We start from the raw sequence: 23,726 nt of genomic DNA, 5'->3' as shown, positions 1-23,726 counted from the left end.
AGTGTGTCAATGAGTTTCGTGTAAACCTATAGCGCGTTAAACAACGTTATTGTAGTCACAACTATGGCGTTTAGGTCTAAAACCAAGGCACTGATACCGCTTAATTTTGTAAGTTTTTGTACAGCAATACACCAAATACACGGTGCGTATGCTAATTTTGTTTTACAAATCATCGGTGGCGTTTCACAATGGTTTCGCATGTCTTTGTAAATCACAGCAAAATCACAATAATTAAGGACAGACAATGATCAAGCACAAACGCACGTTGCTGGCCGCTTTAGTTAGCGTGTCATTGTTTGGTTGTGGCGAAAGCACAACACAAACAACCACAACGCCAAGCTTAAGCGCCGCAGACGCAAAAGCATTTCTAGCTCAAGCACAAAGCGATATCGAAAAAATGCAGGTTCCCGCTGCACACGCAGAGTGGAGTTATGCGACCAACATTAACTATGATACCGCTGCTGTTAGCGCCTATTTCAACGAAGTTCTTTCAACAAAAGTGGCCACATTAGCTAAAGAAGCTGCAAAGTTTAATGACGTCGACGTTGATGCTGACACCCGCCGTCAGTTGGACCTGCTAAAAAATGGTCTAACCATGCCACCGCCTTCAGATCCACAAAAAGCTGAGCGCTTGGCGAAAATTGGGTCAGAGCTTAGTGCCATGTATGGCTCTGGCGAATATTGCAACGAAGAAGGTGTTTGCAAAAGTCTCGTGGAAATGAGCGGTGAAATGGCTAGCGTTCGCGATGCAGATCTGCTGTTAGAATATTGGAAAGGCTGGCGCGATGTGTCTAAGCCCATGGCGCCGCTTTATGCAGAGCAAGTTAAAATTGCCAACGAAGGGGCTGCTGAACTGGGGTTTGCTAATGTCAGTGAACTGTGGCGTGGTAAATACGACATGCCAGCGGATGATTTTCCAAAGGAACTTGATCGCCTTTGGTCTCAGGTTGAACCATTCTACGAGTCGCTTCACTGTCACGTACGTGCAAAACTTGGCGAGCATTATGGTGAAGACGTTGTACCTCAAGATAAACCTATACCTGCGCACTTACTCGGCAACATGTGGGCGCAAACATGGGGTAACGTATACGATATCGTTAAACCGCAGCAGGAAATGACGGTACCAGACGTCACTGCGGCACTAAATGCACAAGGTTACGATGAGCTTAGCATGGTCAAGCAAGCAGAGTCGTTTTTCTCGTCGTTAGGCTTTGAAGAGTTACCAGAAACCTTCTGGGAACGCTCAATGTTCCAGAAGCCAGAAGGTAGAGACGTTCAATGTCACGCTTCTGCATGGGATTTGGATGACAAAGATGATCTGCGTATCAAAATGTGCATCCAAAAAACAGGCGAAGAGTTTAACGTCATTCATCACGAATTGGGTCACAACTATTATCAACGTGCCTATAAAAACCAGCCGCTTTTATATCGCGGTTCAGCAAATGACGGCTTCCATGAAGCGATTGGTGACACTATTGCCCTTTCAATTACGCCGAAGTACCTAAAGCAAATTGGCTTAATTGATGAAATTCCTGATGCATCTAATGATATCGGCATGTTGATGCAAGTTGCGTTAGACAAGATTGCCTTCATTCCATTTGGTCTAATGGTAGATCAGTGGCGTTGGAAAGTAATGTCTGGCGAAGTAGCGCCCGAGCAATACAATGACTTGTGGTGGGAACTTCGTGAAAAATACCAGGGTGTAATGGCGCCAGTCGCACGCGGCGAAGATGCGTTCGACCCTGGTGCAAAGTACCACGTTCCGGCGAACGTCCCCTACACACGTTATTTCTTAGCGCACATTCTACAGTTCCAATTCCATAAAGCGTTATGTGATATTGCTGGCGATGAAGGCCCGCTTAACCGCTGTTCAATTTACGGTAGCGAAGAAGCAGGGCAAGCGTTGAATAAGATGCTTGAAATGGGTATGAGTCAGCCTTGGCAGAATGCCCTAGAGACATTGACGGGCTCGCCAGAGATGGATGCGAGCACTATTGCAGCATACTTCGCCCCATTGAAAACGTGGCTAGATGAGCAAAACGCTACGCGCCAATGTGGTTGGTAAGCGTTATTTGCTAAATTGTTGATAACTTATGTCAAAGCCTCGCACCTGCGAGGCTTTTTTATTGGTGCTGTCTTTACACTATTTTCGTAAATTGCTTTCTAACGACCCACTATGTATTTCAGCGCAACAAGTGATCGCATATCTCTGAGCTGACTATAAATCATTGAGTTTATTAAACGCGACATGCAAGGAGGTTTATTTTATGGCTACCGTTCTCGTGATTGGCGCATCAGGCCAAATTGGTAAACAAGCAACCGGAAAGTTGCTTGAAGCAGGACATCGCGTTTTTGCGCCAGTGCGCAGTCCTGACAAACTATCGGACATTCAAAGCGATAGCTTAACCGTTGTTGAACAAGATTTAGAGAAAGACTTTTCAGCGCATTTTGAGGGCGTCGACGTTGTTGTATTTACAGCAGGCTCTGGAGGAAACACTGGCGCTGACAAGACCTTGATGATTGACCTATGGGCTGCTCGTAATGCAGTAAACTATGCCAAAGCAGCTAACGTATCGAAATTTGTCATGGTGAGCTCCATTGGTGCAGGTGATCCCGATGCTGTTGATTCTGCTATCAAGCCCTATCTCGTGGCTAAGCATATGGCTGATGAACATCTTATCAATAGTGGTTTGTCGCATGTTATTCTGCGTCCGGGAACCTTGCTCAATGAGCCGGGTACACACTTAGTTCGCACAGACATGCCAACGAATAAAAGTGATGCTGTAATAGCAAGAGAAGACGTAGCGACAGCTATTGTTGAAAGTGTTTCTCGTGCGAGCAACGAAAATCTTATCACACACCTATTTAAAGGCGATACGCCGATTGCACAAGTACTAGAGTGATGGATTGTTGCTTGTAATCAAAATCTTGCAATTAGAATTACGAAAGCCCCCATATAGGGGCTTTTTTAAGGGATAAGCGACTGGCTCGACCAATTACCGTTTTCATCAAGGTGATGTCGTTCACGATACTGAGGGTTGCCCCTTAAATTTAAATAGTCCACCTCGTAAATAGCCAATAAAATTACGCAAAAGTGCGTTGGTACATCTTCAAAGTGACCGTTTATCGTAAGTGCACGCTCATCATTGCGAACACTACCCGGCTCGCCCCATAGGAATTGTTTCTTTCCAGCATCAGACAGTTTATGCCACTGCGCAGTGACAAGCGTTGTGTCATCTTCAAGCGTGATCACTTTTGATAGCGTTGAGAACCTGTATTGCTCACGTGTCTTAGAAAAATACCAGCACACTTGGGCTTTAGGGTTATCACTGAGTTGCTGATATTTTTCTGAGCGGGTATCCGAAATTACCATCAATTGGTTGTTATCAGTTAATCCACGATACACAACTGTGCGGCAAAATGGCATTCCCGCTTCATCTACAGAAGCAAGCTGAAAATAACGACTTTCAGGCATGCTGCGCGATTGATGCAGACTCTTTGTCAGTCCCTGTCGCCATCGTGGCATACGCTTCTCTCCTTACCTTCAAACGTTAAGCTGATTGCTTACGTGCCAAAGAGAACAATTCATAAAAATTTTGCGTCGTAATCGTTGCTAACTCTTTGACCGTTACTCCTTTTAGATCAGCAATAAATTCTGCAACTTCAACCACATAACCTGGTTGATTTTGCTTACCTCTATGAGGTACCGGTGCAAGCCAAGGTGAATCAGTTTCAATCAGTAAGCGATCAAGTGGAATAGCCTTTACAACGTCACGTAATTCATCAGCAGAATTAAACGTCACAATGCCTGATATCGAAATATAAAACCCAAGCTCCATTGCAGCTTGTGCCATTTCTAGTGATTCAGTAAAGCAATGCAAAACCCCTTTGGTGTGCGGTGCTTTATGTTCGCGAAGCAAATTAATCGTGTCTTCTCGCGCATCTCGGGTATGGATAATCAGCGGCTTATTCGTTTCATTCGCCACTTTGATATGATCAACAAAAGACGTAAGCTGGACCGATTTGCTTTCGGGGCTATAAAAATAGTCTAAGCCCGTCTCGCCTATCGCTACCACCTCATCGCGCTGCGCCTTTTCAAGTAGAACTTCGTAACTACAGGCATCATCCTGATGCAGTGGGTGAACGCCACAAGACACCGATACATCGTCAAACGCTTTTACGGTATCAAGCATGGTTTCATAATCATTAACCGATACACAAACGCATAAAAAGTGCTCCACACCTCTGGTTCGTGCAAAGTTGAGGGTTTCAGCTAACGCTTCTGGACCTTGCTTCAATCTGTCTAAGTGACAGTGAGAATCTACAAACAAACTACACCTTTATAAATTATTAAGTAACGCTACATAATTTTTGCACAGGCAAAGTATGAGCATTACCGTTGAAATTGTTTTAATAAACCAAATAACACCATCGACTTGTTCACCCCTGGATGCTGAAGCGTTTTTACCGCTTCTACACACGCGCTATAGCGCGCATAGTTTTGGGGATGCTGATGTTTCACGTATGACTGATGCGCCTGCAATTGACACCAGTGTGCAACCTGAATTGCATGATCTTGCCATTTATTGGCAAGTATTTGTGGCTGCATTTTGGGGTCGCCAGCTAACAATGCCTGCATGCCATCGGTGTATACGCGATAATTAAAATCATCCTCTGTGCCCAAAGCCGCTTCTAGACGCAAAGGTGCATTTCCGTATGCCGCAAGCAGCGCTTCATCCACATTTTGTACGCCCTGCTCGTTTAAGTAGTTCAAACTTTGCTGCACCGTAGGCAATGGCAATACGTGCTTTTCACAACGACTTAAAATCGTAGGCATAAGCTTATTCACACTGTGCGTTATCAGCACCAAGTATGTGTTATTTGTGGGCTCTTCGAGCGTTTTCAACAATGCATTAGCCGCTGCTTCAGTCATGGTATCGGCTTGCGGTATAAGGAGTACTTTATTCCCGCCCATTTGCGCCGTTCCCGATAACTTTGCGATCCCTTCTCTTATCTTATCAACACCAAGCTGTTTTTCGCTCTCAAGAATATGGAAATCAGGGTGATTGCCGGCTGAGCGCAAGTGACAGCTTTGACATGTTCCACAAGGGCCAGATATTGAGGGCTGCTTACATAACAGTGTAAAACTCAATTGTTCGGCCAAGTGGTATTTTCCAATACCTTTTGCACCAGTAAACAGTAATCCATGATGGAGCTTTCTCGCATGATAACGCGAGATAAGGGATGTGTATAAATCAGAAAACCAGTTGAGCATTAGTTGTTACACGGCGTTGAAGATTTACTGTGAGATTGCTCTTGGATATAGTGCTCAACCACATCTAAAACATCTCTATGAACGTCATTCATAGGCTGCATAGCGCTAACGACATGTATTGCATTATCTTGTTCTGCCAATGCTAGGTAGCGTTCACGGGTGCGCTCGAAAAATGCAAGGCCAGCCTGCTCGATACGATCTAGTTCGCCACGTCCACGAGCACGAGCTAAACCTTCACTAGGTTCTACATCCAGATAAATGGTCAAGTCGGGTTTGAATCCGTTCAGTGCAATAGCACTTATCGCACTCATCGTATTCTCACTTACGCACCTACCTCCGCCTTGATAAGCTTGAGAAGATAAGTCGTGGCGATCGCCCACTACCCAACTGCCTTTCTCTAAAGCAGGTAAAATTTTATTTTTTAAAAGTTGTACACGTGCCGCATACATTAATAGTAGTTCAGTTTCCTCGGCAACATTTTCTTCCCAATCATGCTTTACACACTCTCTAATGGCTTCAGCCATTGGTGTACCGCCAGGCTCTCTGGTTTGCTCAACAACTACACCATGATCGTTAAGCGCGTTTACTATAAGGCCAATAACCGAACTTTTACCCGCACCTTCAAGGCCTTCTACTACTATAAATTTTCCGCGCATATCGTCTTTCTTTATCTCTTGTTACGGGACATGAGGTGGCTATTGCCCTACATGCTATTGCCCGAATTGCTTAAAAGGGCATCACCTATTAGCGTTTAAGCTGGTATTTTCGCACAGCAGCGTTATGTGCTTCCAGTGTTGTCGAAAATTGATGGCTGCCATCGCCTTTTGCGACAAAATATAGCGCATCAGTCGGTTTAGGCTGAAGTGCTGCGTGTATCGCCGCTTTGCCTGCCATTGCTATAGGAGTGGGTGGTAGGCCCTTGATTACGTAAGTGTTATAAGGTGTTGGTGTGCGCAAATGTTTGCGTGTAATGTTACCATCGAAAGTAGGGCCGATTCCGTAGATAACCGTCGGATCAGTTTGTAAACGCATATTGCTATTAAGCCGATTGACAAAAACGCCTGCTATAAGATCACGCTCTTCGGGCACTGCGGTTTCCTTTTCAATAATACTGGCCAAAATAAGCGCTTGATAAGGATCTTCCAACGGTAAATCTAGGGCTCTCGTTTGCCAGGCCTTATCGATATAATCAATAAGGGCGCGATGTGCTCGGCTAAGAATTTCACTCGCTTTTGTGCCTTGTGTAAAAAAATAAGTATCTGCAAGATATAACCCTTCGTTATGTTCAACGTCATTACAACACCATTGGGTCTTGGTTTGGTTTACTGTAGCTGCCAAGGTGGTGTCATCAATATCGAAAATTAATTCTGCGTGCCCACTTAATGTTTCTACCCATTGAGACAGCGTGAGTCCTTCTACTAAGCTTACTGCAAACAGGAATTCATCACCCCGCGTGAAAATATTGAATACATCAACTAAAGACTGCCCTGGACTTATCATATAGGTTCCAGACTTTACCGACGTGTCGCTAGCAAAAAACTTAAGCCACACTTTACCTACCAGTGGCGTTACGTCTGTTGCACCCTGATTTCTAAGTTGCTTCAAAGTGCGATAGGCATTGCTCCCCTTTTCAAGGGTGAACAACGTATCTTGACCAATTGTCAGTGGCGCATTTACCTTACCCGAAATATAAAGCACGCTTGCAGACAAGCAAACAGCGGCCAACAAGACTATTGAAAGACAGATAATTACCACTCGCTTCATGCTTTAACATTCCTAGTGTTAGATAGTAAAAGTGCTGACACGGGTTTCACCTATAAATGTTTACGTAGGTGTCGAGCAAGCTCCTGTTGAGGCTGGCTATCAACCTGATACCGCACAATGCTCGCGTCGGGAAAGGTAATAGCATTAACGGGCATAACCCCCATTAATGCGTTTGTCACTACGACACACTCGGCTTTCCCTAGATCGCTCAGGGCATATTCACCCACATTTAACGCTTGATTGTCGTTGAGTAATGCCTGAATTAAGCACTGCCTTACTACACCATTTACACCACTTCCTTTGAGCGATGGCGTATACCAAGTACTGTTCGCGTAAAAGAAAACGTTACCGATACTGCTTTCAACAACGTGATCTTGTGTATCACACACAATGGCATCATCGGCACCCGATGCTTTAATTTCTCGCTTTATTAAGACTTGTTCTAGTCTATTCATATGCTTCACACCGGCCAATATGGGTTGTATGGCTAGCGCGGTCTCTGCACAAATAAGAGCCATTCCTTGTTCGGCTAACGCTGCATAATGGACAGGGTATGGATGGATAGAAAAGCGCACTTGCGGCACACTTTCATCATCTCTCGCGTAGCCTCGCCCACCGATACCGGCTGAAACATGCACTTTGAGCACTAGCTTGGTGCGCTTAGATTGTGTCGATACATTGTTGGGGACTTGCTTTGTTGCAAAATCAACTATCGCCTGTTCAAGCACTGTTTCATCGAGTGTTATACCAATAGCACTCGCATCGTAGATAAGCCGATTGATATGAAAAGAGAGTAATTGCGGCTTGCTGTTTTCAATACATAAGGTAGTAAATACCCCATCGCCATAATTAAAAGCCCTGTCGCTAGGCTGTATGGGTGTATCGTCGGTGATAATTTGCACTGCGTACTCAGTATGACTCATGGGCATATAATATATGATGAGTATACCAAGTTGTTGTAGTCAAACAAGAAAGGCAGCTATATTGCTGCCTTTCTAATCGATTTTTAACTAAATCACATGTTTGTTAGTTAAATTCGTTTGAATATCAGTGAGCCGTTTGTCCCGCCAAATCCAAATGAATTACACAGCGCGTAGTCCGACGTAAACGCTTTTGCCTTATTGGCAACAAAGTCTAAGTCACAACCTTCACCCGGCTCATCTAAATTGATGGTCGGCGGTGCCATTTTGTCACGCAGTGCCAAAATAGTGAAAATAGCTTCAACTGAACCTGCAGCACCAAGCAAGTGACCTGTCATCGATTTAGTAGAGCTGACTAACAGATTATAGGCGTGGTCGTTAAACACGCGCTTCACCGCTGCTACTTCAGCAATATCACCGGCAGGTGTTGAAGTACCATGGGCATTAACGTAACCAATTTCATTGGCGTTTACGTTAGCATCGTTAATCGCGTTTTGCATGGAAGCCGCCGCGCCTTCACCATCTTCTGGCGGAGACGTCATGTGGTATGCATCACCACTCATCCCGAAACCAACAAGTTCAGCGTAAATGGTAGCACCACGCGCTTTCGCTGATTCGTACTCTTCAAGCATTACGACACCAGCGCCCTCGCCCATCACAAAACCGTCACGGTCTTTGTCCCACGGACGGCTTGCTGCTTGCGGGTTGTCATTACGTGACGACAATGCGCGTGCTGCGGCAAAGCCAGCCATACCAAGCGGCGTAATTGACGCTTCTGCACCGCCTGCCAGCATGGCGTCTGCATCGCCGTAAGCAATTGTTCTTGCGGCAATACCAATATTATGAACACCTGTTGTACAGGCAGTCACAACGTTTATATTCGGTCCTTTCAACCCTTCCATGATAGACAAGAACCCTGAAATCATGTTCGTGATAGTTGAAGGTACAAAGAAAGGAGAAACACGCTTAGGGCCGCTATTTAGCAACTTGATGTGGTTTTGTTCGATTTGTTCTAAACCACCGATTCCTGAACCGATCGCCACACCTACGCGATGCGCATTGTCTGCTGAAATAGATAAGCCAGAATCGACAAGAGCCTGTTTACCCGCGGCAATGCCAAGCTGGATAAAACGGTCCATCTTTTTCGTTTCTTTCTTTTCAATATATTCCTGCGGGTCAAAATCGTTGATCTGACCTGCAAAACGGGTTGAATAATTACTGCAATCAAAATGGGTGATTTCACCGATGCCGCTCTCGCCTGCTAGCAATTTGCGCCATGTGTCTTCGCTATTCAGACCTAATGGTGAAAGCATTCCAAGACCAGTAACCACTACGCGACGTTTTGTCACAAAAAGTCCTCGCTTTGGAACTAAAAAAGGTAGGAGATACAAAAACGGCTCTAGAGTAGAGCCGCTTTTTCGCTACTTAAGACTTAAGCGTCTTTGTTCGCGTTGATGTAATCAATAGCTGATTGAACGGTAGTGATTTTCTCAGCTTCTTCATCAGGAATTTCTGTATCGAATTCTTCTTCTAAAGCCATTACCAGTTCAACTGTGTCAAGTGAATCAGCGCCTAAATCGTCAACGAATGAAGCTTCTGCTTTTACTTCTTCTTCTTTCACGCCAAGTTGTTCAACGATGATTTTCTTAACGCGTTCTTCAATGTTACTCATAATTCTAGGTTTCCCTTAAACGTCACTAGATAATAAAGTTGCCGCTAGTTTATTTTGCAAGGTCAGCCCTTGCAAGCACCAGATTAAACTAATTTTCTGGTCAAACCAGCGACATTCCAAATTCGTAAAATACTATTTTTACATCCAAGTTCGGGTAAATACCACCCCAAACTAAGGAAAATTCGCAATTTTTGCGAATTTACCCCATATACATTCCACCATTTACATGGATAGTTTCGCCTGTAATATAGGCAGCACCGTCGCTCACTAAAAAAGCAACAGTGGCGGCAATTTCATCAGGTTCACCTAAACGGTTCGCCGGAATATCTTTAAAAATGGCTTCTTTTTGGTCGTCACTCAATGCTTTTGTCATGTCTGTGTCGATAAAACCAGGTGCTACTACATTGATAGTAATACCACGAGAAGCCACCTCACGCGCCATAGATTTTGAAAAACCAATAACGCCAGCTTTCGCTGCAGCATAGTTAGCTTGACCCGCATTACCTGCACTACCTACTACCGAACCGATGTTAACAATTCGCCCAAAGCGCTTTTTCATCATACCGCGTAGCACTGCTTTTAACAGGGTAAATATTGAGGTCAAATTGGTATCAATAATGTCTTGCCACTCTGCATCTTTCATGCGCATTAACAGATTATCGCGCGTGATACCGGCATTATTGACTAAAATGTCGATACCACCGTGAGCTTCACTTATCGCTTTGATAGCCGCATCAACACTGTCTTTATCAGTCACGTTGAGTGCAAGCCCCTTACCGCCGAATTCACCAAGGTAGCCAGAAATAGCGTCAGCACCACTGTCGCTAGTTGCCGTTCCAATCACTGTTGCACCTTGCTGCGCAAGTTGCGTCGCAATCGCTTTACCGATACCACGGCTAGCACCTGTGACAAGAGCAATTTTTCCGTCTAATTGACTCATTGCAATTCCTTATTGTTTTAATGCTTCCACACCCTCAGGTGTATTAACTGAAAGAGAATCAAGGCTCTTATTGATGCGTTTATTGAGGCCTGTTAGTACTTTACCCGGACCGACTTCAATAATGCGCTCTACCCCTGCTGCTGCCAGATATTCTACTGTGCGTGTCCATTGAACTGGGCAGTACAATTGACGAACAAGTGCATTTTTAATTGCATCGCCTTGCGTTTCAATCGTTACATCAACATTATTCACGATGTTGATTGCAGGTTCGTGAATGTTTAAAGAAGATAGCGCATCTTCTAACTTATCGGCAGCAGGGCGCATAAGTTCACAATGCGAAGGTACGCTCACCGCTAGTGGCAATGCGCGCTTCGCACCGGCTTCTTTACATGCGTTGGCCGCTTGCTCTGCCGCGTTTTTCTCACCCGCTATAACCACTTGGCCAGGAGAGTTAAAATTCACTGGCGCAACAACGTCGCCTGTTGCGATAGCCGTTTGCTGACAAATATCCGCAATGGCAGCGTCTTCAAGGCCAATGATGGCGTACATAGCTCCCGCGCCTGCTGGCACCGCTTCCTGCATATACTTACCGCGCGCTTCTACTAGTTTAACAGCGTCAGCAAAATCCATCGCGCCGCCACAAACTAATGCTGAGTACTCGCCCAAACTATGTCCAGCAAGATAATCTACAGCCAAGCCTTGTTCGCGTATAACACGCCAAATCGCAACACTGGCTGTTAACAATGCCGGTTGTGTAACGTGCGTTTCATTCAACTTGCCATCTGCGTCGTTTTGAACCAAATCCCACAGGTCATAGCCCAATGCGTCTGACGCTTCTTTGAACGTCGCTTCTACAATTGGAGAGGTTTCTGCCAGTTCTTTTAGCATGCCCACACTTTGCGAGCCCTGCCCGGGAAATACACAGGCTGTTTTTGTCATGTCGATTCCTTATTATTTTTTTACTAGAAACGAGAAAACACTAAAAAAGTGCGATATTAGCAGGACTTAATAGCGAACAAGCGCTGAAGCCCATGCAAAACCACCACCAAATGCTTCTAGTAATAAATGCTGCCCGCGCTGGATGCGTCCATCGCGAATAGCCGTATCTAATGCAGTAGGCACGGTGGCCGCTGACGTATTACCGTATTGCTCTAAGGTAAGCACTACTTGGTCAAGCGACATATTCAGCTTTTTCGCTGTAGCTTTAATAATTCTAAAGTTTGCTTGGTGTGGTACCAACCAGTCAAGATCAGATTTTTCCATACCGTTTGCGGCCAGTGTCTGTTCCACCACTTCTGAAAGCTTAGTCACGGCAACTTTGAATACTTCATTGCCACGCATAACTCCCCAGTTTTCGTGCACAGATTGCTCATCACCACGCGTTGGATTACCCACATACAGCAAATCGCCATGAGATCCCGATGCGTTAATGTGGGTAGATAAGATACCTGGCTCGTCACTGGCTTCAATAATGGTTGCCCCTGCCGCGTCACCAAATAAAATAACCATGGTTCTGTCTTCAGGATTTATAAGGCGACTCAAGCAATCAGTGCCCACTACAAGAATGCGTTTAGCCATTCCCGATTTAATATACTGGTCGGCAACGCTCAATGCATAGCAATATCCCGCACACGCAGCTGCTACGTCGAAGGCGGGAATGCCGTCTATATCGAGAATTCGTTGAATCTCACATGCTGTGCTGGGAAGCGCATATCGACCGCTAGTGGTCGCGCACACAATCATGTCGATAGATTTAGGGTCGATGCCAGCCATTTCAATGGCTTTTTTACTGGCCTCTGCTCCCATGGTAGCAGCGGTTTCATCTGCTCCAATAATACGTCGCTCTTTTATGCCCGTGCGATCAGTGATCCATTCGTCACTGGTGTCTACCATTAATTCTAAATCTGCGTTTGTACGCACTTCGCTGGGATAATAGCTACCTGTTCCTATAAAGCGTGAATATTTGCTCAAAGCTGCTCCAACAATACCGTTTCTATCTTTGTTTTTATCTTTTCAGGTAAATGCATCTTGGCCTCTTTCATTGCTTGTACAATGGCATAATAAAAGGCGTCTTTTTGTGCATTTCCATGACTCTTGATAACAATGCCGCGCAATCCTATCAGACTCGCACCGTTATACTGGTCGGGGTTCACACTGTTATAGATAGATTTCAGTAATGGGAAAGCAATTTTTGCAAGCAAACGCGTATAGAAATTCTTCTGTGATTGGCGTTTTACTTCATTTATCACAAGCTTAGCTAAGCCTTCACTCGACTTAAGCGCTACGTTGCCCGTGAAGCCATCAGTCACCACTACATCAGCGTGATCGGTGAAAATGTCGTCACCTTCAACATAGCCAATGTAGTTAATTCCTGGGGCATCTTTAAATAGTTGGTCGGCGGATTTTACTTGTGCGTTACCTTTTATATCCTCTTCGCCGACGTTGAGTAATGCTACGCGGGGAGATGCTATTCCAGCCACTTCTTGCGCCAACACAGAACCCATAACGCCATACTGAAACAAAATTTCGGGCGTACAGTTAACGTTGGCACCAAGGTCGAGTAAAAAAACATTATGGTGCCCAGTCGTTGGCATCATATTGATAAGCGCTGGCCTATCTATACCCGATAAGGTCTTGAGCAAATAAAAGGAAAGGGTTAATAACGCACCTGTATTTCCTGCGCTTACACATGCATCAGCTTCGCCGCTTTCGACAAGCTCGATAACACGACGCATGGAGGAATCTTTTTTGTGTCTTAATGCTGAGGTTGGCGCCTCGCCCATTTCAACAACTTGAGAACAATGCTTGACAGTAACGCGACTACGCTCAGCGTCGGTTAAACTTTGAATGCCTGCATGAATAATGTTTTCATCGCCACATAACGTAAAATTCACGTTGGGATGAAGTTGGATAGCCTTTACGGCTGCGGGAAGGATAACAGGGGGACCATGATCGCCCCCCATGATATCTAACGCGATGGTTAGTGTAGACAAAATGTAGTCGCCGTATTACGCGCCGATTACTTTCTTGCCTTTGTAATAACCGTCAGCGGTCACGTGGTGACGACGGTGAGTTTCGCCCGACGTTGAATCGACAGACAAAGTCGCGCCTGTCAATGCATCGTGTGAGCGACGCATACCGCGCTTAGAACGCGTTTTACGATTTTGTTGTACTGCCATAACTTACTCCTGGTCTCGCTTAAGTTCTTTCAAAACCGCGAAAGGGTTTTGTCGCTCTTGTTCCGGTTCAATCTTTCCAAACGACATATCGTCTTGCTTCACTGTACACTCCGACTCTGCATGAAGGGGCACAATTGGCAATGATAATAGTAGCTCGTCTTCAAAAATTTGAAGCAGATTAACTTCTCCATGGTCGTTGACCTCTACCGGCTCGTAAGCCTCGGGAATGATGTCATCGTCTTCCTGTTCGTCTCCCTGCACTGGAGTAAAACAGAATTCCGCTTCCACGGGATAATCGAGTTCACCATTACACCTTTGACAGATAAGTGTTACCTGCGTAGCTAAGTGACCGTGAAAGACAGTAAGACCCTGCGCGTCTTTTTCGAACTGTACTTCTGCGTCCACATAGTCATTGCATCGGACAACTGCCTCGCTCAATCGTTCCATATCTTTAGACGCAATCACGCCCCGATAATCGGAACGTTTCATGGCACTTTTAATCGGTTCAACCGAATGAGGGAGTTTCACTTTCTGCATAGGGCGCGCATGATATAGGGTCAACCCCTTTGTGTCAAAGCAAAATTGTGAATTAACGAGGAATAAACCACTATAAATCAACTACCGTTATAAAGTAACATTATAACTTCGTAAACCATGTACAAGATTCCGCTACATCAAGATGTTACCACATAAAGGAAATTCAGTGACTCACCTTGTTCTCGCTTCATCGTCACAGTATCGCAAAATGCTACTCGCCAATATCGGTATACAGGTAGACACCTGCTCTCCTGAAATCGATGAATCACCGCTTCCTAACGAGACAGCCACAGCACTAAGCTTACGTTTAGCACAACAGAAAGCAGAAAAAGTGGCGCAACTGCATAGTGGCACATTTAATGAGAGCATTATTATCGGTAGTGACCAAGTTGCCTTAGTTGAATCACCCTCGGGCCCTAGGTTACTTGGTAAACCCCTCTCTATCGAAAACGCTGTAGACCAGCTTCTTCTTTGCAGAGGTAAACCGTAATTTTTCACACCGCTATTTGTTTACACCGTGCAGCGACCAATACAACCGTTACCGAGGTTGAAAAAACAAAAGTTGTGTTCAGACACAACACTGAAGATGCGCTGCGAGCCTATGTAGAAAAAGAAAGACCGCTAGATTGTGCAGGAAGCTTTAAAAGCGAAGGTATGGGCGTTTTACTCTTTGAGCAGATTGAAAGCCGTGATCCCAACAGTCTTATAGGTTTACCAGTCATGTTGCTTAATGATTTATTAGCGACTCATTTTGACGTAGACCTATTGGCAATGGCAGCGCGTTAACCTAGCAGCGCGTGTTCCAACTCTTTTACCGAATGCACTAACGCAACCGGCGCAAGGGCTTCTAAGTGAACTTGCGCGTGAACCCCGTAAGACACCCCTATTCTGTCCATACCAATGGCTTTAGCCATTTGCATGTCGTAGGTAGTGTCTCCAATCATCACCGCTTCATCAGACGAAAAACCCAACTCATCTAATAACTGTAACAGCATATCGGGGACGGCTTAGATGTGGCATCATCTGCAGTGCGAGAGCCGCTGAAAAACACCGGTTTCAGTTTGAGCCCATGCCCTATCAAGCCCTCGTCTTGCTTTACCTGTCGCAACAGCAAGCGTGCAGCCTGCGGCTTTAAGGCGCTCAAGCATGTGAACTACACCTTCAAACAAAGGGCAAGGATTAGTGTCTTGTGCAACAAACGCATCTTTGTACGCCTGAACCAATCGCTCGGCTAAGGCTTCGTCACTAATAGCAAAAAGCTGCATAATTGCAGGTTTTAAACTAATTCCGATGATATGCCCTACCTCTTCATACGTTGGAATGGGCATGTCACACTGCTTAGCTGCAAACTGCATGCAGTTGACAATTTTATCTGCCGAGTCCATCAAGGTGCCATCCCAATCAAAGATAACCAACTTATAACGCGGGATACGCTGCTCGGCCCTTGTTTTATTTATTTTGTCTGTCTTCATGCTTCTAGCGTTTTTAATGTAGCGCTAAGGACGTCATCAAGGGGTGCAGAAAACGTTACTCGCTCCTCAGTTGCAGGATGAAGTAGTGAAATACTGCGTGCGTGTAGGAAAAGTCTGTTGAGCCTTTTTGTCGCATAGCCGCATCGAACTCGTTATCACCGTATTTTGAATCACACGCAATAGGATGTCCGGCGTGTAAACAGTGGACGCGTATTTGGTGAGTGCGCCCGGTAATAGGCGACGCTTCAACAAGCGTTGCTCCAGCATATTCTTCCAATATGCGATAGCGGGTTTCAGACGGTTTACCATCGTCACTCACGCTAACCATACGTTCGCCCGACTGTAATATATTTTTGCGAAGCGGTGCTTTAACTTTAAATCGATTGCTAGGCCACTGCCCTGCAACTAAAGCATTGTAGCGTTTATCCATTTTACCTGTGCGCAATTGCTCGTGCATATGACGAAGTGCAGATCGTTTTTAGCAATTAAAATGCAACCTGATGTATCGCGGTCAAGTCGATGGACTAACTCCATGAATTTGGCATCTGGACGCAGTGCACGCAATCCTTCAATTAGACCAAAGCTTAATCCGCTGCCACCATGAACTGCCATGCCAGAAGGCTTATTGATAACCAAAATACGGTCATCTTCAAACAGTATGTGCGACTCAAGAGAGGCTATTTTATCTAGCTTTGGAGACGGTGCGGGCGCACCTTCCGATACCCTAACTGGCGGAATTCTGATTACATCGTCAGCCTGCAACTTATATTCTGGCTTTACTCGCCCTTTATTCACGCGCTTCTCCCTTACGCAAGATTCTGTAAATCATGCTCTTTGGGACGCCTTTTAGTTGCGTGCGCAAGAAGTTGTCGATACGTTGACCGGCGAGGTCGGCTTCTATCGTTACAAAACGAACTTTTGAGGTGCTTCATCTTTCATGGCGACATTATACCCCAATGCGCAACCGTCGACATACTGGAAAGTTTGATTTTGCTTAAATTTGTTCTTATCGCCTCTTTTTTAAGCAAGCGATGTATTTTGTTGTATATAAAACCAAATAACCTTGATTTTTCACATGCTATCCTTGCTAAAAACGGCATTTTGGTGCGATAATCACCGACGTTTTTACATGGATAACTTCGCATAATGACAACGGCTGAGAAAAGGTACAAAACCAAATAGCCCACTGTGTGAAACCCTACGTTAAAAACACTAACAAGACCGAAGCAACAACACTCGAAAATACTGTGTGTTGTTTTAACTTGTAAACGAAAAAGCATGGTTTGCGTGTCGGTGGCATCAGCAATGAAAAATAATTTTCATACCGACCCAGCTAGAGAGGCAACGACTACACTGCCGTAGATAAAGCGGAGCCATTGCTTGCGAACATAAAATAAGTTTGCCGTTTAGCTAACAGAATTAAATGACAAACAAGCGAATGCATTAACTTCGCTTGTAACAAAGAATTGAGTAATAAGGGCCAGTCGCTCCCGACATCCTTAAAGCAGTGTGACTACACCTCGGTTACGTGCATGCATTAGGCTTGCACCTCTTTGCGAAGGTTTTGAAAAAGCGTTATTAGACAACGTTAAGTCACCCACCGGGGATAATGCGACGTTACAACAAGGTCCCCGTCCAGCCGTGAGGTTGCGCGGTGAGGGTTTGCACATGTCACTTTAATTTTGTGTCTTAACGGCTGTACTAAAAACAGAGTTAGATACAATGAAAAGAATGTTGATCAATGCAACTCAGCAAGAAGAGTTGCGTGTTGCCCTCGTAGATGGGCAGCGGTTGTACGATTTAGATATTGAAAGTCCGGGACACGAACAAAAGAAAGCAAACATCTATAAAGGTAAAATTACCCGCGTAGAGCCCAGCCTAGAAGCTGCTTTCGTTGACTACGGCGCTGAGCGTCACGGTTTTCCTACCCCTTAAAGAAATTGCCCGCACTTACTTCCCTAAAGGTTATAAATTCGAAGGCCGTCCAAACATCAAAGATGTGATTAAAGAAGGCCGGAAGTTATCATTCAGATCGACAAAGAAGAGCGCGGTCAAAAAGGCGCAGCGCTAACAACGTTTCTATCGCTAGCAGGCAGCTACCTTGTATTGATGCCAAACAATCCTCGTGCTGGCGGTATTTCACGTCGAATTGAAGGTGATGAGCGTACTGAACTTAAGGAATCACTAAGCAAACTTGACCTGCCTGACGGAATGGGACTCATTGTTCGAACTGCAGGTGTAGGTAAGTCTTACGAAGAATTAGAGTGGGATTTAAAAGTACTATTAAAGCACTGGGAAGCCATCTCAGAAGTTGCCCAAGAACGCGAAGCGCCGTTTCTAATTCACCGGGAAAGTAATGTTATTGTTCGTGCTATCCGTGATTATCTGCGTCGCGATATCGGCGAGATCCTTATCGATAAAACGAGCATTTATGAACAGGCTCTTCAGCACATTCAATTGGTCCGCCCTGATTTTGCCAACCGCGTAAAATTGTACCGTGGCGAAGTACCTCTGTTTAGTCATTATCAAATTGAAAGCCAAATTGAGTCAGCGTTCCAACGCGAAGTTCGCTTGCCTTCAGGTGGCTCAATTGTTATCGACCCGACAGAAGCATTAACGTCTATCGATATCAACTCTGCACGAGCAACAAAAGGCGGCGATATTGAAGAAACGGCGCTTAATACCAACTTAGAAGCAGCAGACGAAATTGCGCGTCAATTGCGTTTACGCGACTTAGGCGGCCTCGTCGTTATTGATTTCATCGACATGACCCCTGTTCGCCACCAGCGCGAAGTAGAAAATCGCATGAAAGACGCTGTGCGCAGCGACCGAGCACGAGTGCAATTAGGCCGAATTTCTCGCTTTGGTCTTCTTGAGATGTCACGTCAGCGTTTGCGTCCGTCGCTTGGTGAATCAGCACATCACGTATGTCCACGCTGTTCTGGCCACGGCACTATTCGCGGTACAGAGTCATTGGCACTGTCAATATTGCGTATTCTTGAAGAAGAAAGCATTAAAGAAAATACAGGACAGATTGAAGCACAGTTGCCTGTACCTGTTGCGACTTACCTACTTAATGAAAAGCGTAAATCGATACAGCTACTAGAAAAACGCCACGGTGTTAATCTGTTGCTTATCCCTAATGCAAACCTAGAGACCCCACATTATCAAGTGTTGCGCCGTCGCCCAGATGACGTTGTATCTGATGCCAGCTATGAAGTGGAATTAATGCCTGCAGTTGAAGCAGAAACAGAAACCACGACATCGGCACCTGTAAAACGCGAAGAACCAGCACTTAAAGGTTTGGTTGCGCCAACAGCAGCGCCAGTAGTTGCACCTAAAGACACTCCTGTTGCCGCTAAGTCAGACGACGTGCCATCACTATTTGCACGCATTGGCAAATGGATCAGCGATCTGTTTGGCAGCGAAGAAGAGCAAGAATCGAACAAAGATAAAAAGCAACAGTCTGGAAACAAAGGTAAGCAATCGCGAAACCGCAACAATGACGACCGCCGCCGTAAACCGCGCAATAAGAACAATCGTCGCAACAACCAATCTCAACAAAGTAAAGATGGTGAGCAACAAGACAATCGCAAGTCGCGCAATGAACAGCGTTCAGATCAAGACGACAAGCGCAACAACAAAGGCCGTAAGCAGCAACGTAAACCTCAGCAACAAAGAGACGACCAGCAGAAGCCTAAACAGGACAAGCCAGACGGTGAGCAGCAAGAAAACCAAGCGCAGAAGAAGCGTGAGGTGGCCGAGCGAAGAAAACGTCGTGACAAACGCCGCAGCGTTCGTGTGAAAAAAAGATGAGAATGGCCAAACTGCCAACGAAAATCTAGCCACGCAACAAGCAGTAGCAGAAGAATCGACACAACAAGTTGCACCAGCTGAAAGCAAACCAAAGCAGTCTAAGCCAAAGCAAGACAGACCAGCTAAAGCTGAAAAGCCTGCAGATACGCACAGTCAGCAAAATAACCAGCAAAGTAACGAAGACGTTACTGAAAAACCGGTTGAAGCAGCACAAAAATCTGATGTTGCTAATGCACCAGTTGACACTGTTGAAGAAAAGCAAGCTGTAGATAATGCCGAGTCGAAAGACGCAGCGGGTGAAGACACAGCGCAAAAGCGTGAAGGACGTGGACGTTCAAGACGCTCTCCTCGTCATGTTCGTGCAGCTGGCCAACGCCGCAAAAAGAAGCACAGCAGACTGACGAAGGTTCAGTTGATAGCGCGCCTTCGGTTGATGAAGCTGAAACGCAAGCAAAGCAGCCCGGAAAGCTTGAATCGCAAGCACCTGCCCCTGTTGAACCAACGAGCGTAGCTGACGAGCAGAAGGAAGCTCAAGCGGTGACAGTTGAAGAAACTCAAGCACAAGAGCCTGGTAAGCTTGAACCTGCAGATGCACAACCTGTCACTGAAGACGCGAAACGCGAAGAGGCCAAAACAAAGGTTGAAGCTGTTCAAGACGAACTTCAATTTGAAGCGCCATTAGCCGATGAGCCATCAGTTACAGAGCCTTCAGCGGGTACAGAGCCCTCAGCGGGTGAAGAGCCTTCAGCGGATGCAGAGCCTTCAGCGCCTAAACAGCCGTCAGCGTCTGAACAGCCATCTTCAGATAAAGAAGATACGCACGCGTCTGACACAGCTACTGACAACGCAGAGGAAGCGCCTGCAAAAGACACGGCTGCCACTGCGCCAGTGATTGAAGAAGCACAAACGCCTAAGCAAGTTGAGATTAACCTTGCCGAAGCGTCGACTTCTGAAGTGAGTACTGAGCAAGCGCCAGTCGCTGAAACAGCGCCAGTTAGAGCGGTTAACAATAGTTTAGCCGCAAGTGGTAAAGGCAAGCGCGGTGCTTCGCATCCTATGGCGCTGCCAACTGCAGTTAACGACGTATTTACTGACGTTGCATTAACAGCAAAAGCAGACGACTCACGCCCTGCCCTTGCCGTTTCGGGCAAGGCAGCAGCAATGACACATGTTTCAGCAAGAGCGTCTGCGCCTACAACACTCCCACAGAGCGTTGATGACGCAGCATCGGCCTCTGCCGTTGTTGAAAGTGAAGCTGATGCAGTTGATGATAGTCAGGCACAAGGCGTTTAATATCTTGTGCGATTGACTCCGCAGTTGAAAAAGCCGCTTTTTAGCGGCTTTTTTGTTCTTAATGTAAGCTATGTACTAGTAATTTTAGCGGCAAACTTCACTCGAATTTATGACAGCATCAATAGACAACGCGTTCATTCAGTTTATCGAATCAACCTGCAATGCTCGCTTAAGCGACGTAAAGCTTATCCAGTCGCTATGGAGCGGTTATGGCGCATGTTTTCGTGCTAATCTTCACTATCGTCATGCCTACACGGATAGTCAAAGCAAAACGGCTCCCATTGTTGCCAAGTGTACAGCGCCACCCGCTACGTTAAACCATCCTAGAGGATGGAACGGTAAACCTAGCCACGATAGGAAGTTGGCGTCGTTTGCTGTGGAAAATAGCTTCTATCAACACCTTCAACCCTATACCAACGCACAGTGTAAGGTTCCGTCGTGCATTGCAACTAACCAGACAGGTAACCGAACATTTCTGGTTATGGAAGATTTACGCGCTTTGGGGTTCACTGAAACCGCAGATACCCTAAGCGTATCCCAAGCAGAAACAGTTTTGTCTTGGCTAGGCGCTTTTCACGCTCAATTCCTCGGTGTAAGAGACACCATCAAAAACAAAGGAATTTTGGTTTGGGATGAAGGTAGCTATTGGCATCTTGGCACACGAAAAGATGAATACGATGCAATGGCAGCGGGACCACTGAAAACCCATGCCCATGCTATCGCAGATGCACTTTCAAATGCATCCTACCAAACACTTATTCACGGTGACGCCAAAGTAGCAAACTTTTGCTTTACCAAACAATTTGATAAGTGCGCAGCAGTAGATTTTCAGTACACCGGTTTCGGTGTGGGAGTGAAAGATGTGGCTTATTTTCTCGGCAGTGCGCTCTCAACGCGTGTTCAGCACCAGTCCCACACCCGTTGCCTTGATGCTTATTTTGATGCATTAAGACATGCGTATATTAACCGTTGTAATATGAAATCAGCAGAGAGTCGCCTGTTACCATTATCACACGCTATCGATATTGACGACGTGATTGAACAGTGGCGCGCTTTATATTGCGTCGCGTGCGCCGATTTTCATCGCTTTCTTGCAGGGTGGAGCCCAAGTCATTGGAAGATAGATGATGAATTAGCCTCTCAGACGGAAAAAGCGTTGCACATGTTTAGGACCTGTTGACGTTTTATTGTAGCGGAACGTGTTCCATCTTGAGCTTGTAAACGTATAAAACGATGAAGTCACATAAACAATAATGACAAGTCGTTACCATGTACAAACGCAAGCTATATTTATTTGGGCTGCTCTCTACCTTTATTCTTCTTATTGCGCTAGCAAGTGCCGCTGTTTCAGCACATCTAACGCGTACAAACTTAGCTCAAAGTCAGCTCGCTCAGGCGTTGTTGTCTGAACATCAGCAACTTTCAAGCATCTCTTACCGATTATTTAAACAACTTACCGATGAACTTATTTTTGGTAAAGATGCCAACCAAGCCAAAGTTCGCAATAAACAACAACTTATTAATCAGTCAATATTACGCATAAAGCAGCTGGAACTAGAGCAACGTGAAGCACTAGGCGAAGCTATTACCCAAGGCAGCGTTGAAGACACAGATGCACTGGAACAACTCATTCAAAGCATTGTCGATGAATTTAGGGCAATTTCACTAAGTAACGACAGTGCACCATTATATCAACAGCAACGTTTGCAAAACCTGCTTGAGATAACCATTGATAATCAATTTCGCGAGGCGATTAACTCTGCGGTAATACGTCAAACACGTGTAGTTTCAGACATAAATGCACGCATTGAAACGCTTAATTCAAGCATTGTATGGTTCACTATTAGTTTGGGGCTTATTACCTGCCCTTTCATACTTCTGGGGTGCTATTGGCTCTTCAACGCGCTATACCAACCGCTCACTATCATACGCACGGGCACTGACGCTATCGCGTCGGGAAATTACCAGTATCGACTACCAGAGACTCTCGACGATGAGTTTACCGATTTAGTGAAAGCATTAAACTCTATGATTGCCAGATTATCGGAACATGAAGATAAAGCCGCAGCGTATCGCAAGCAATTGGAGTTTGAAGTAGAAACTCGCACCCGCGCCTTGAAAGAAGCGAACAGTAAACTTACACAAATCGATGCTAAACGTCGTCAGTTTATGGCCGATGTAAGCCACGAACTACGAACACCACTCACGATTATTCGAGGCGAAGCACAAGTCACTCTGCGCCAGCACAGTGCTGACAATGATGTTTACAAGGAAACTCTGCAAACCATACTAGAGCAAGCGGTTAACTTAAGTAAACTTGTAGATGATCTCTTGCTACTTGCCCGTGCTGAAATGCATGAGTTTACACTCGACTTTTCGAAACACGATTTGCACGCCTTGCTTGAACAACAAGTTAGACTTTGGCAGAAAGTCACCAAGTCCCGTGAATTTATCTTAAACTGGACACTGTCTCAGCCCGTTGATGTCTTTATTGACGAGGGACGAATAATTCAAGCTCTCACCATATTGGTTGAAAACGCCCATAAATATTCTCGAGAACAAGAACCTATTGCGATAAACGTCAGCGCTTGTGAAAGCATGGTTTGTATCCATGTTGTTGATATTGGTGACGGAATATCGTCGAGCGATCTAGACCATATTTTTGAGCGCTTTGTTCGCCTAAAGAGAAAAGGTGACGGTATGGGCTTAGGACTTTCTATTGCAAAAGCAATTGCTGAAGCACATGGCGGGAAGCTAGAAGCCAAATCAACATTGGGTGAAGGCTCGACGTTTACTTTAATGTTACCGGCCGATTACAGTGGTGATGCGTGAGCATTGTATTTAGCTACAAGGAATTG

The 23,726-nt window shown here is 45.4% G+C and carries 20 protein-coding genes and 3 pseudogenes; 7 read left to right on the top strand and 16 right to left on the bottom strand.

Annotated elements, in window-relative coordinates:
- Nucleotides 1–244: 244 nt before the first annotated feature.
- Entirely contained in the window at nucleotides 245–2,065 is a 1,821-nt protein-coding gene (locus JN178_RS08825; protein WP_202265365.1) for a M2 family metallopeptidase, read from the top strand.
- Nucleotides 2,066–2,267: 202 nt separating this feature from the next.
- The gene (locus tag JN178_RS08820; RefSeq protein WP_202265363.1) at nucleotides 2,268–2,903 is read left to right on the top strand and encodes an SDR family oxidoreductase; all 636 of its coding nucleotides are present in this window, start codon (nucleotides 2,268–2,270) and stop codon (nucleotides 2,901–2,903) included.
- A 65-nt stretch (nucleotides 2,904–2,968) separates the two neighbouring features.
- On the opposite strand, the gene JN178_RS08815 is transcribed toward JN178_RS08820, so the two are convergent.
- The 14 genes from JN178_RS08815 to yceD form a co-directional block, all read right to left on the bottom strand.
- On the bottom strand, nucleotides 2,969–3,526 hold the full coding sequence (locus tag JN178_RS08815) for a pyridoxamine 5'-phosphate oxidase family protein (RefSeq protein WP_159624925.1): 558 nt from the start codon (nucleotides 3,524–3,526) through the stop codon (nucleotides 2,969–2,971).
- 25 nt (nucleotides 3,527–3,551) lie between these two features.
- Entirely contained in the window at nucleotides 3,552–4,331 is a 780-nt protein-coding gene (locus JN178_RS08810; protein WP_202265361.1) for a TatD family hydrolase, read from the bottom strand.
- A gap of 62 nt (nucleotides 4,332–4,393) precedes the next feature.
- Complete coding sequence (gene holB, locus JN178_RS08805) at nucleotides 4,394–5,275, bottom strand: DNA polymerase III subunit delta' (RefSeq protein WP_202265359.1); 882 nt, start codon at nucleotides 5,273–5,275, stop codon at nucleotides 4,394–4,396.
- On the bottom strand, nucleotides 5,275–5,931 hold the full coding sequence (gene tmk / locus JN178_RS08800) for a dTMP kinase (protein WP_202265357.1): 657 nt from the start codon (nucleotides 5,929–5,931) through the stop codon (nucleotides 5,275–5,277). Before tmk ends, holB begins: the two co-directional genes overlap by 1 nt.
- Nucleotides 5,932–6,019: 88 nt before the next feature.
- A complete protein-coding gene (gene mltG, locus JN178_RS08795; protein ID WP_202265355.1) occupies nucleotides 6,020–7,039 on the bottom strand; it encodes an endolytic transglycosylase MltG in 1,020 nt (339 codons plus the stop codon).
- Nucleotides 7,040–7,089: 50 nt separating this feature from the next.
- Entirely contained in the window at nucleotides 7,090–7,941 is an 852-nt protein-coding gene (gene pabC / locus JN178_RS08790) for an aminodeoxychorismate lyase (protein ID WP_202265353.1), read from the bottom strand.
- 128 nt (nucleotides 7,942–8,069) lie between these two features.
- Nucleotides 8,070–9,308 (bottom strand): beta-ketoacyl-ACP synthase II, encoded by a 1,239-nt coding sequence (gene fabF, locus JN178_RS08785; RefSeq protein WP_159624936.1) that lies wholly within the window; start codon nucleotides 9,306–9,308, stop codon nucleotides 8,070–8,072.
- A gap of 83 nt (nucleotides 9,309–9,391) precedes the next feature.
- A complete protein-coding gene (gene acpP, locus JN178_RS08780) occupies nucleotides 9,392–9,631 on the bottom strand; it encodes an acyl carrier protein (RefSeq protein ID WP_012518211.1) in 240 nt (79 codons plus the stop codon).
- A 199-nt stretch (nucleotides 9,632–9,830) separates the two neighbouring features.
- Nucleotides 9,831–10,571 carry a 3-oxoacyl-ACP reductase FabG gene (gene fabG / locus JN178_RS08775; protein ID WP_202265351.1) on the bottom strand — a complete coding sequence of 247 codons (741 nt, stop codon included), beginning with the start codon at nucleotides 10,569–10,571 and terminating at the stop codon, nucleotides 9,831–9,833.
- A gap of 9 nt (nucleotides 10,572–10,580) precedes the next feature.
- Complete coding sequence (fabD, locus tag JN178_RS08770; protein WP_202265349.1) at nucleotides 10,581–11,510, bottom strand: ACP S-malonyltransferase; 930 nt, start codon at nucleotides 11,508–11,510, stop codon at nucleotides 10,581–10,583.
- Between the two features lie 66 nt (nucleotides 11,511–11,576).
- Entirely contained in the window at nucleotides 11,577–12,542 is a 966-nt protein-coding gene (locus JN178_RS08765) for a beta-ketoacyl-ACP synthase III (protein WP_159624942.1), read from the bottom strand.
- Nucleotides 12,539–13,534: a phosphate acyltransferase PlsX gene (gene plsX / locus JN178_RS08760; protein ID WP_442859756.1), complete on the bottom strand. Its 996-nt coding sequence runs from the start codon at nucleotides 13,532–13,534 to the stop codon at nucleotides 12,539–12,541. The genes JN178_RS08765 and plsX overlap by 4 nt, the downstream gene beginning before the upstream one ends.
- Nucleotides 13,535–13,579: 45 nt before the next feature.
- Complete coding sequence (rpmF, locus tag JN178_RS08755) at nucleotides 13,580–13,750, bottom strand: 50S ribosomal protein L32 (protein ID WP_012518206.1); 171 nt, start codon at nucleotides 13,748–13,750, stop codon at nucleotides 13,580–13,582.
- Nucleotides 13,751–13,753: 3 nt separating this feature from the next.
- Complete coding sequence (gene yceD / locus JN178_RS08750; RefSeq protein WP_159625001.1) at nucleotides 13,754–14,287, bottom strand: 23S rRNA accumulation protein YceD; 534 nt, start codon at nucleotides 14,285–14,287, stop codon at nucleotides 13,754–13,756.
- A gap of 166 nt (nucleotides 14,288–14,453) precedes the next feature.
- On the opposite strand from yceD, the gene JN178_RS20250 reads away from it, so the two are divergent.
- Both JN178_RS20250 and JN178_RS20245 read left to right on the top strand, forming a co-directional pair.
- On the top strand, nucleotides 14,454–14,777 hold the full coding sequence (locus JN178_RS20250) for a Maf family protein (RefSeq protein WP_269752178.1): 324 nt from the start codon (nucleotides 14,454–14,456) through the stop codon (nucleotides 14,775–14,777).
- Nucleotides 14,777–15,073 (top strand): Maf family protein, encoded by a 297-nt coding sequence (locus tag JN178_RS20245; RefSeq protein WP_332460855.1) that lies wholly within the window; start codon nucleotides 14,777–14,779, stop codon nucleotides 15,071–15,073. Before JN178_RS20250 ends, JN178_RS20245 begins: the two co-directional genes overlap by 1 nt.
- Here the strand turns inward: JN178_RS20245 and JN178_RS08740 are convergent.
- Both JN178_RS08740 and rluC read right to left on the bottom strand, forming a co-directional pair.
- Nucleotides 15,070–15,759 (bottom strand): annotated as a pseudogene (locus JN178_RS08740) (HAD family hydrolase). The gene JN178_RS20245 and the pseudogene JN178_RS08740 overlap by 4 nt on opposite strands.
- Nucleotides 15,756–16,698: pseudogene (rluC, locus tag JN178_RS08735) on the bottom strand (23S rRNA pseudouridine(955/2504/2580) synthase RluC). Before rluC ends, JN178_RS08740 begins: the two co-directional pseudogenes overlap by 4 nt.
- 783 nt (nucleotides 16,699–17,481) lie before the next feature.
- Here rluC and rne point away from each other — a divergent pair.
- From rne to JN178_RS08720, 3 genes and pseudogenes are all read left to right on the top strand, one after another.
- A pseudogene (gene rne / locus JN178_RS08730) lies at nucleotides 17,482–20,868 on the top strand (ribonuclease E).
- A gap of 109 nt (nucleotides 20,869–20,977) precedes the next feature.
- On the top strand, nucleotides 20,978–22,048 hold the full coding sequence (locus JN178_RS08725; RefSeq protein WP_202265345.1) for a phosphotransferase: 1,071 nt from the start codon (nucleotides 20,978–20,980) through the stop codon (nucleotides 22,046–22,048).
- 89 nt (nucleotides 22,049–22,137) lie between these two features.
- Nucleotides 22,138–23,700: a sensor histidine kinase gene (locus JN178_RS08720; protein WP_202265343.1), complete on the top strand. Its 1,563-nt coding sequence runs from the start codon at nucleotides 22,138–22,140 to the stop codon at nucleotides 23,698–23,700.
- Nucleotides 23,701–23,726: the final 26 nt, after the last annotated feature.

This window comes from Alteromonas sp. KC3 (genome assembly GCF_016756315.1).
In the GTDB taxonomy this organism is placed as follows: Bacteria; Pseudomonadota; Gammaproteobacteria; order Enterobacterales; family Alteromonadaceae; genus Alteromonas.
The sequence above is the reverse complement of the archived record's forward strand: the minus strand, read 5'-3'. Positions and strand labels throughout refer to the sequence as shown.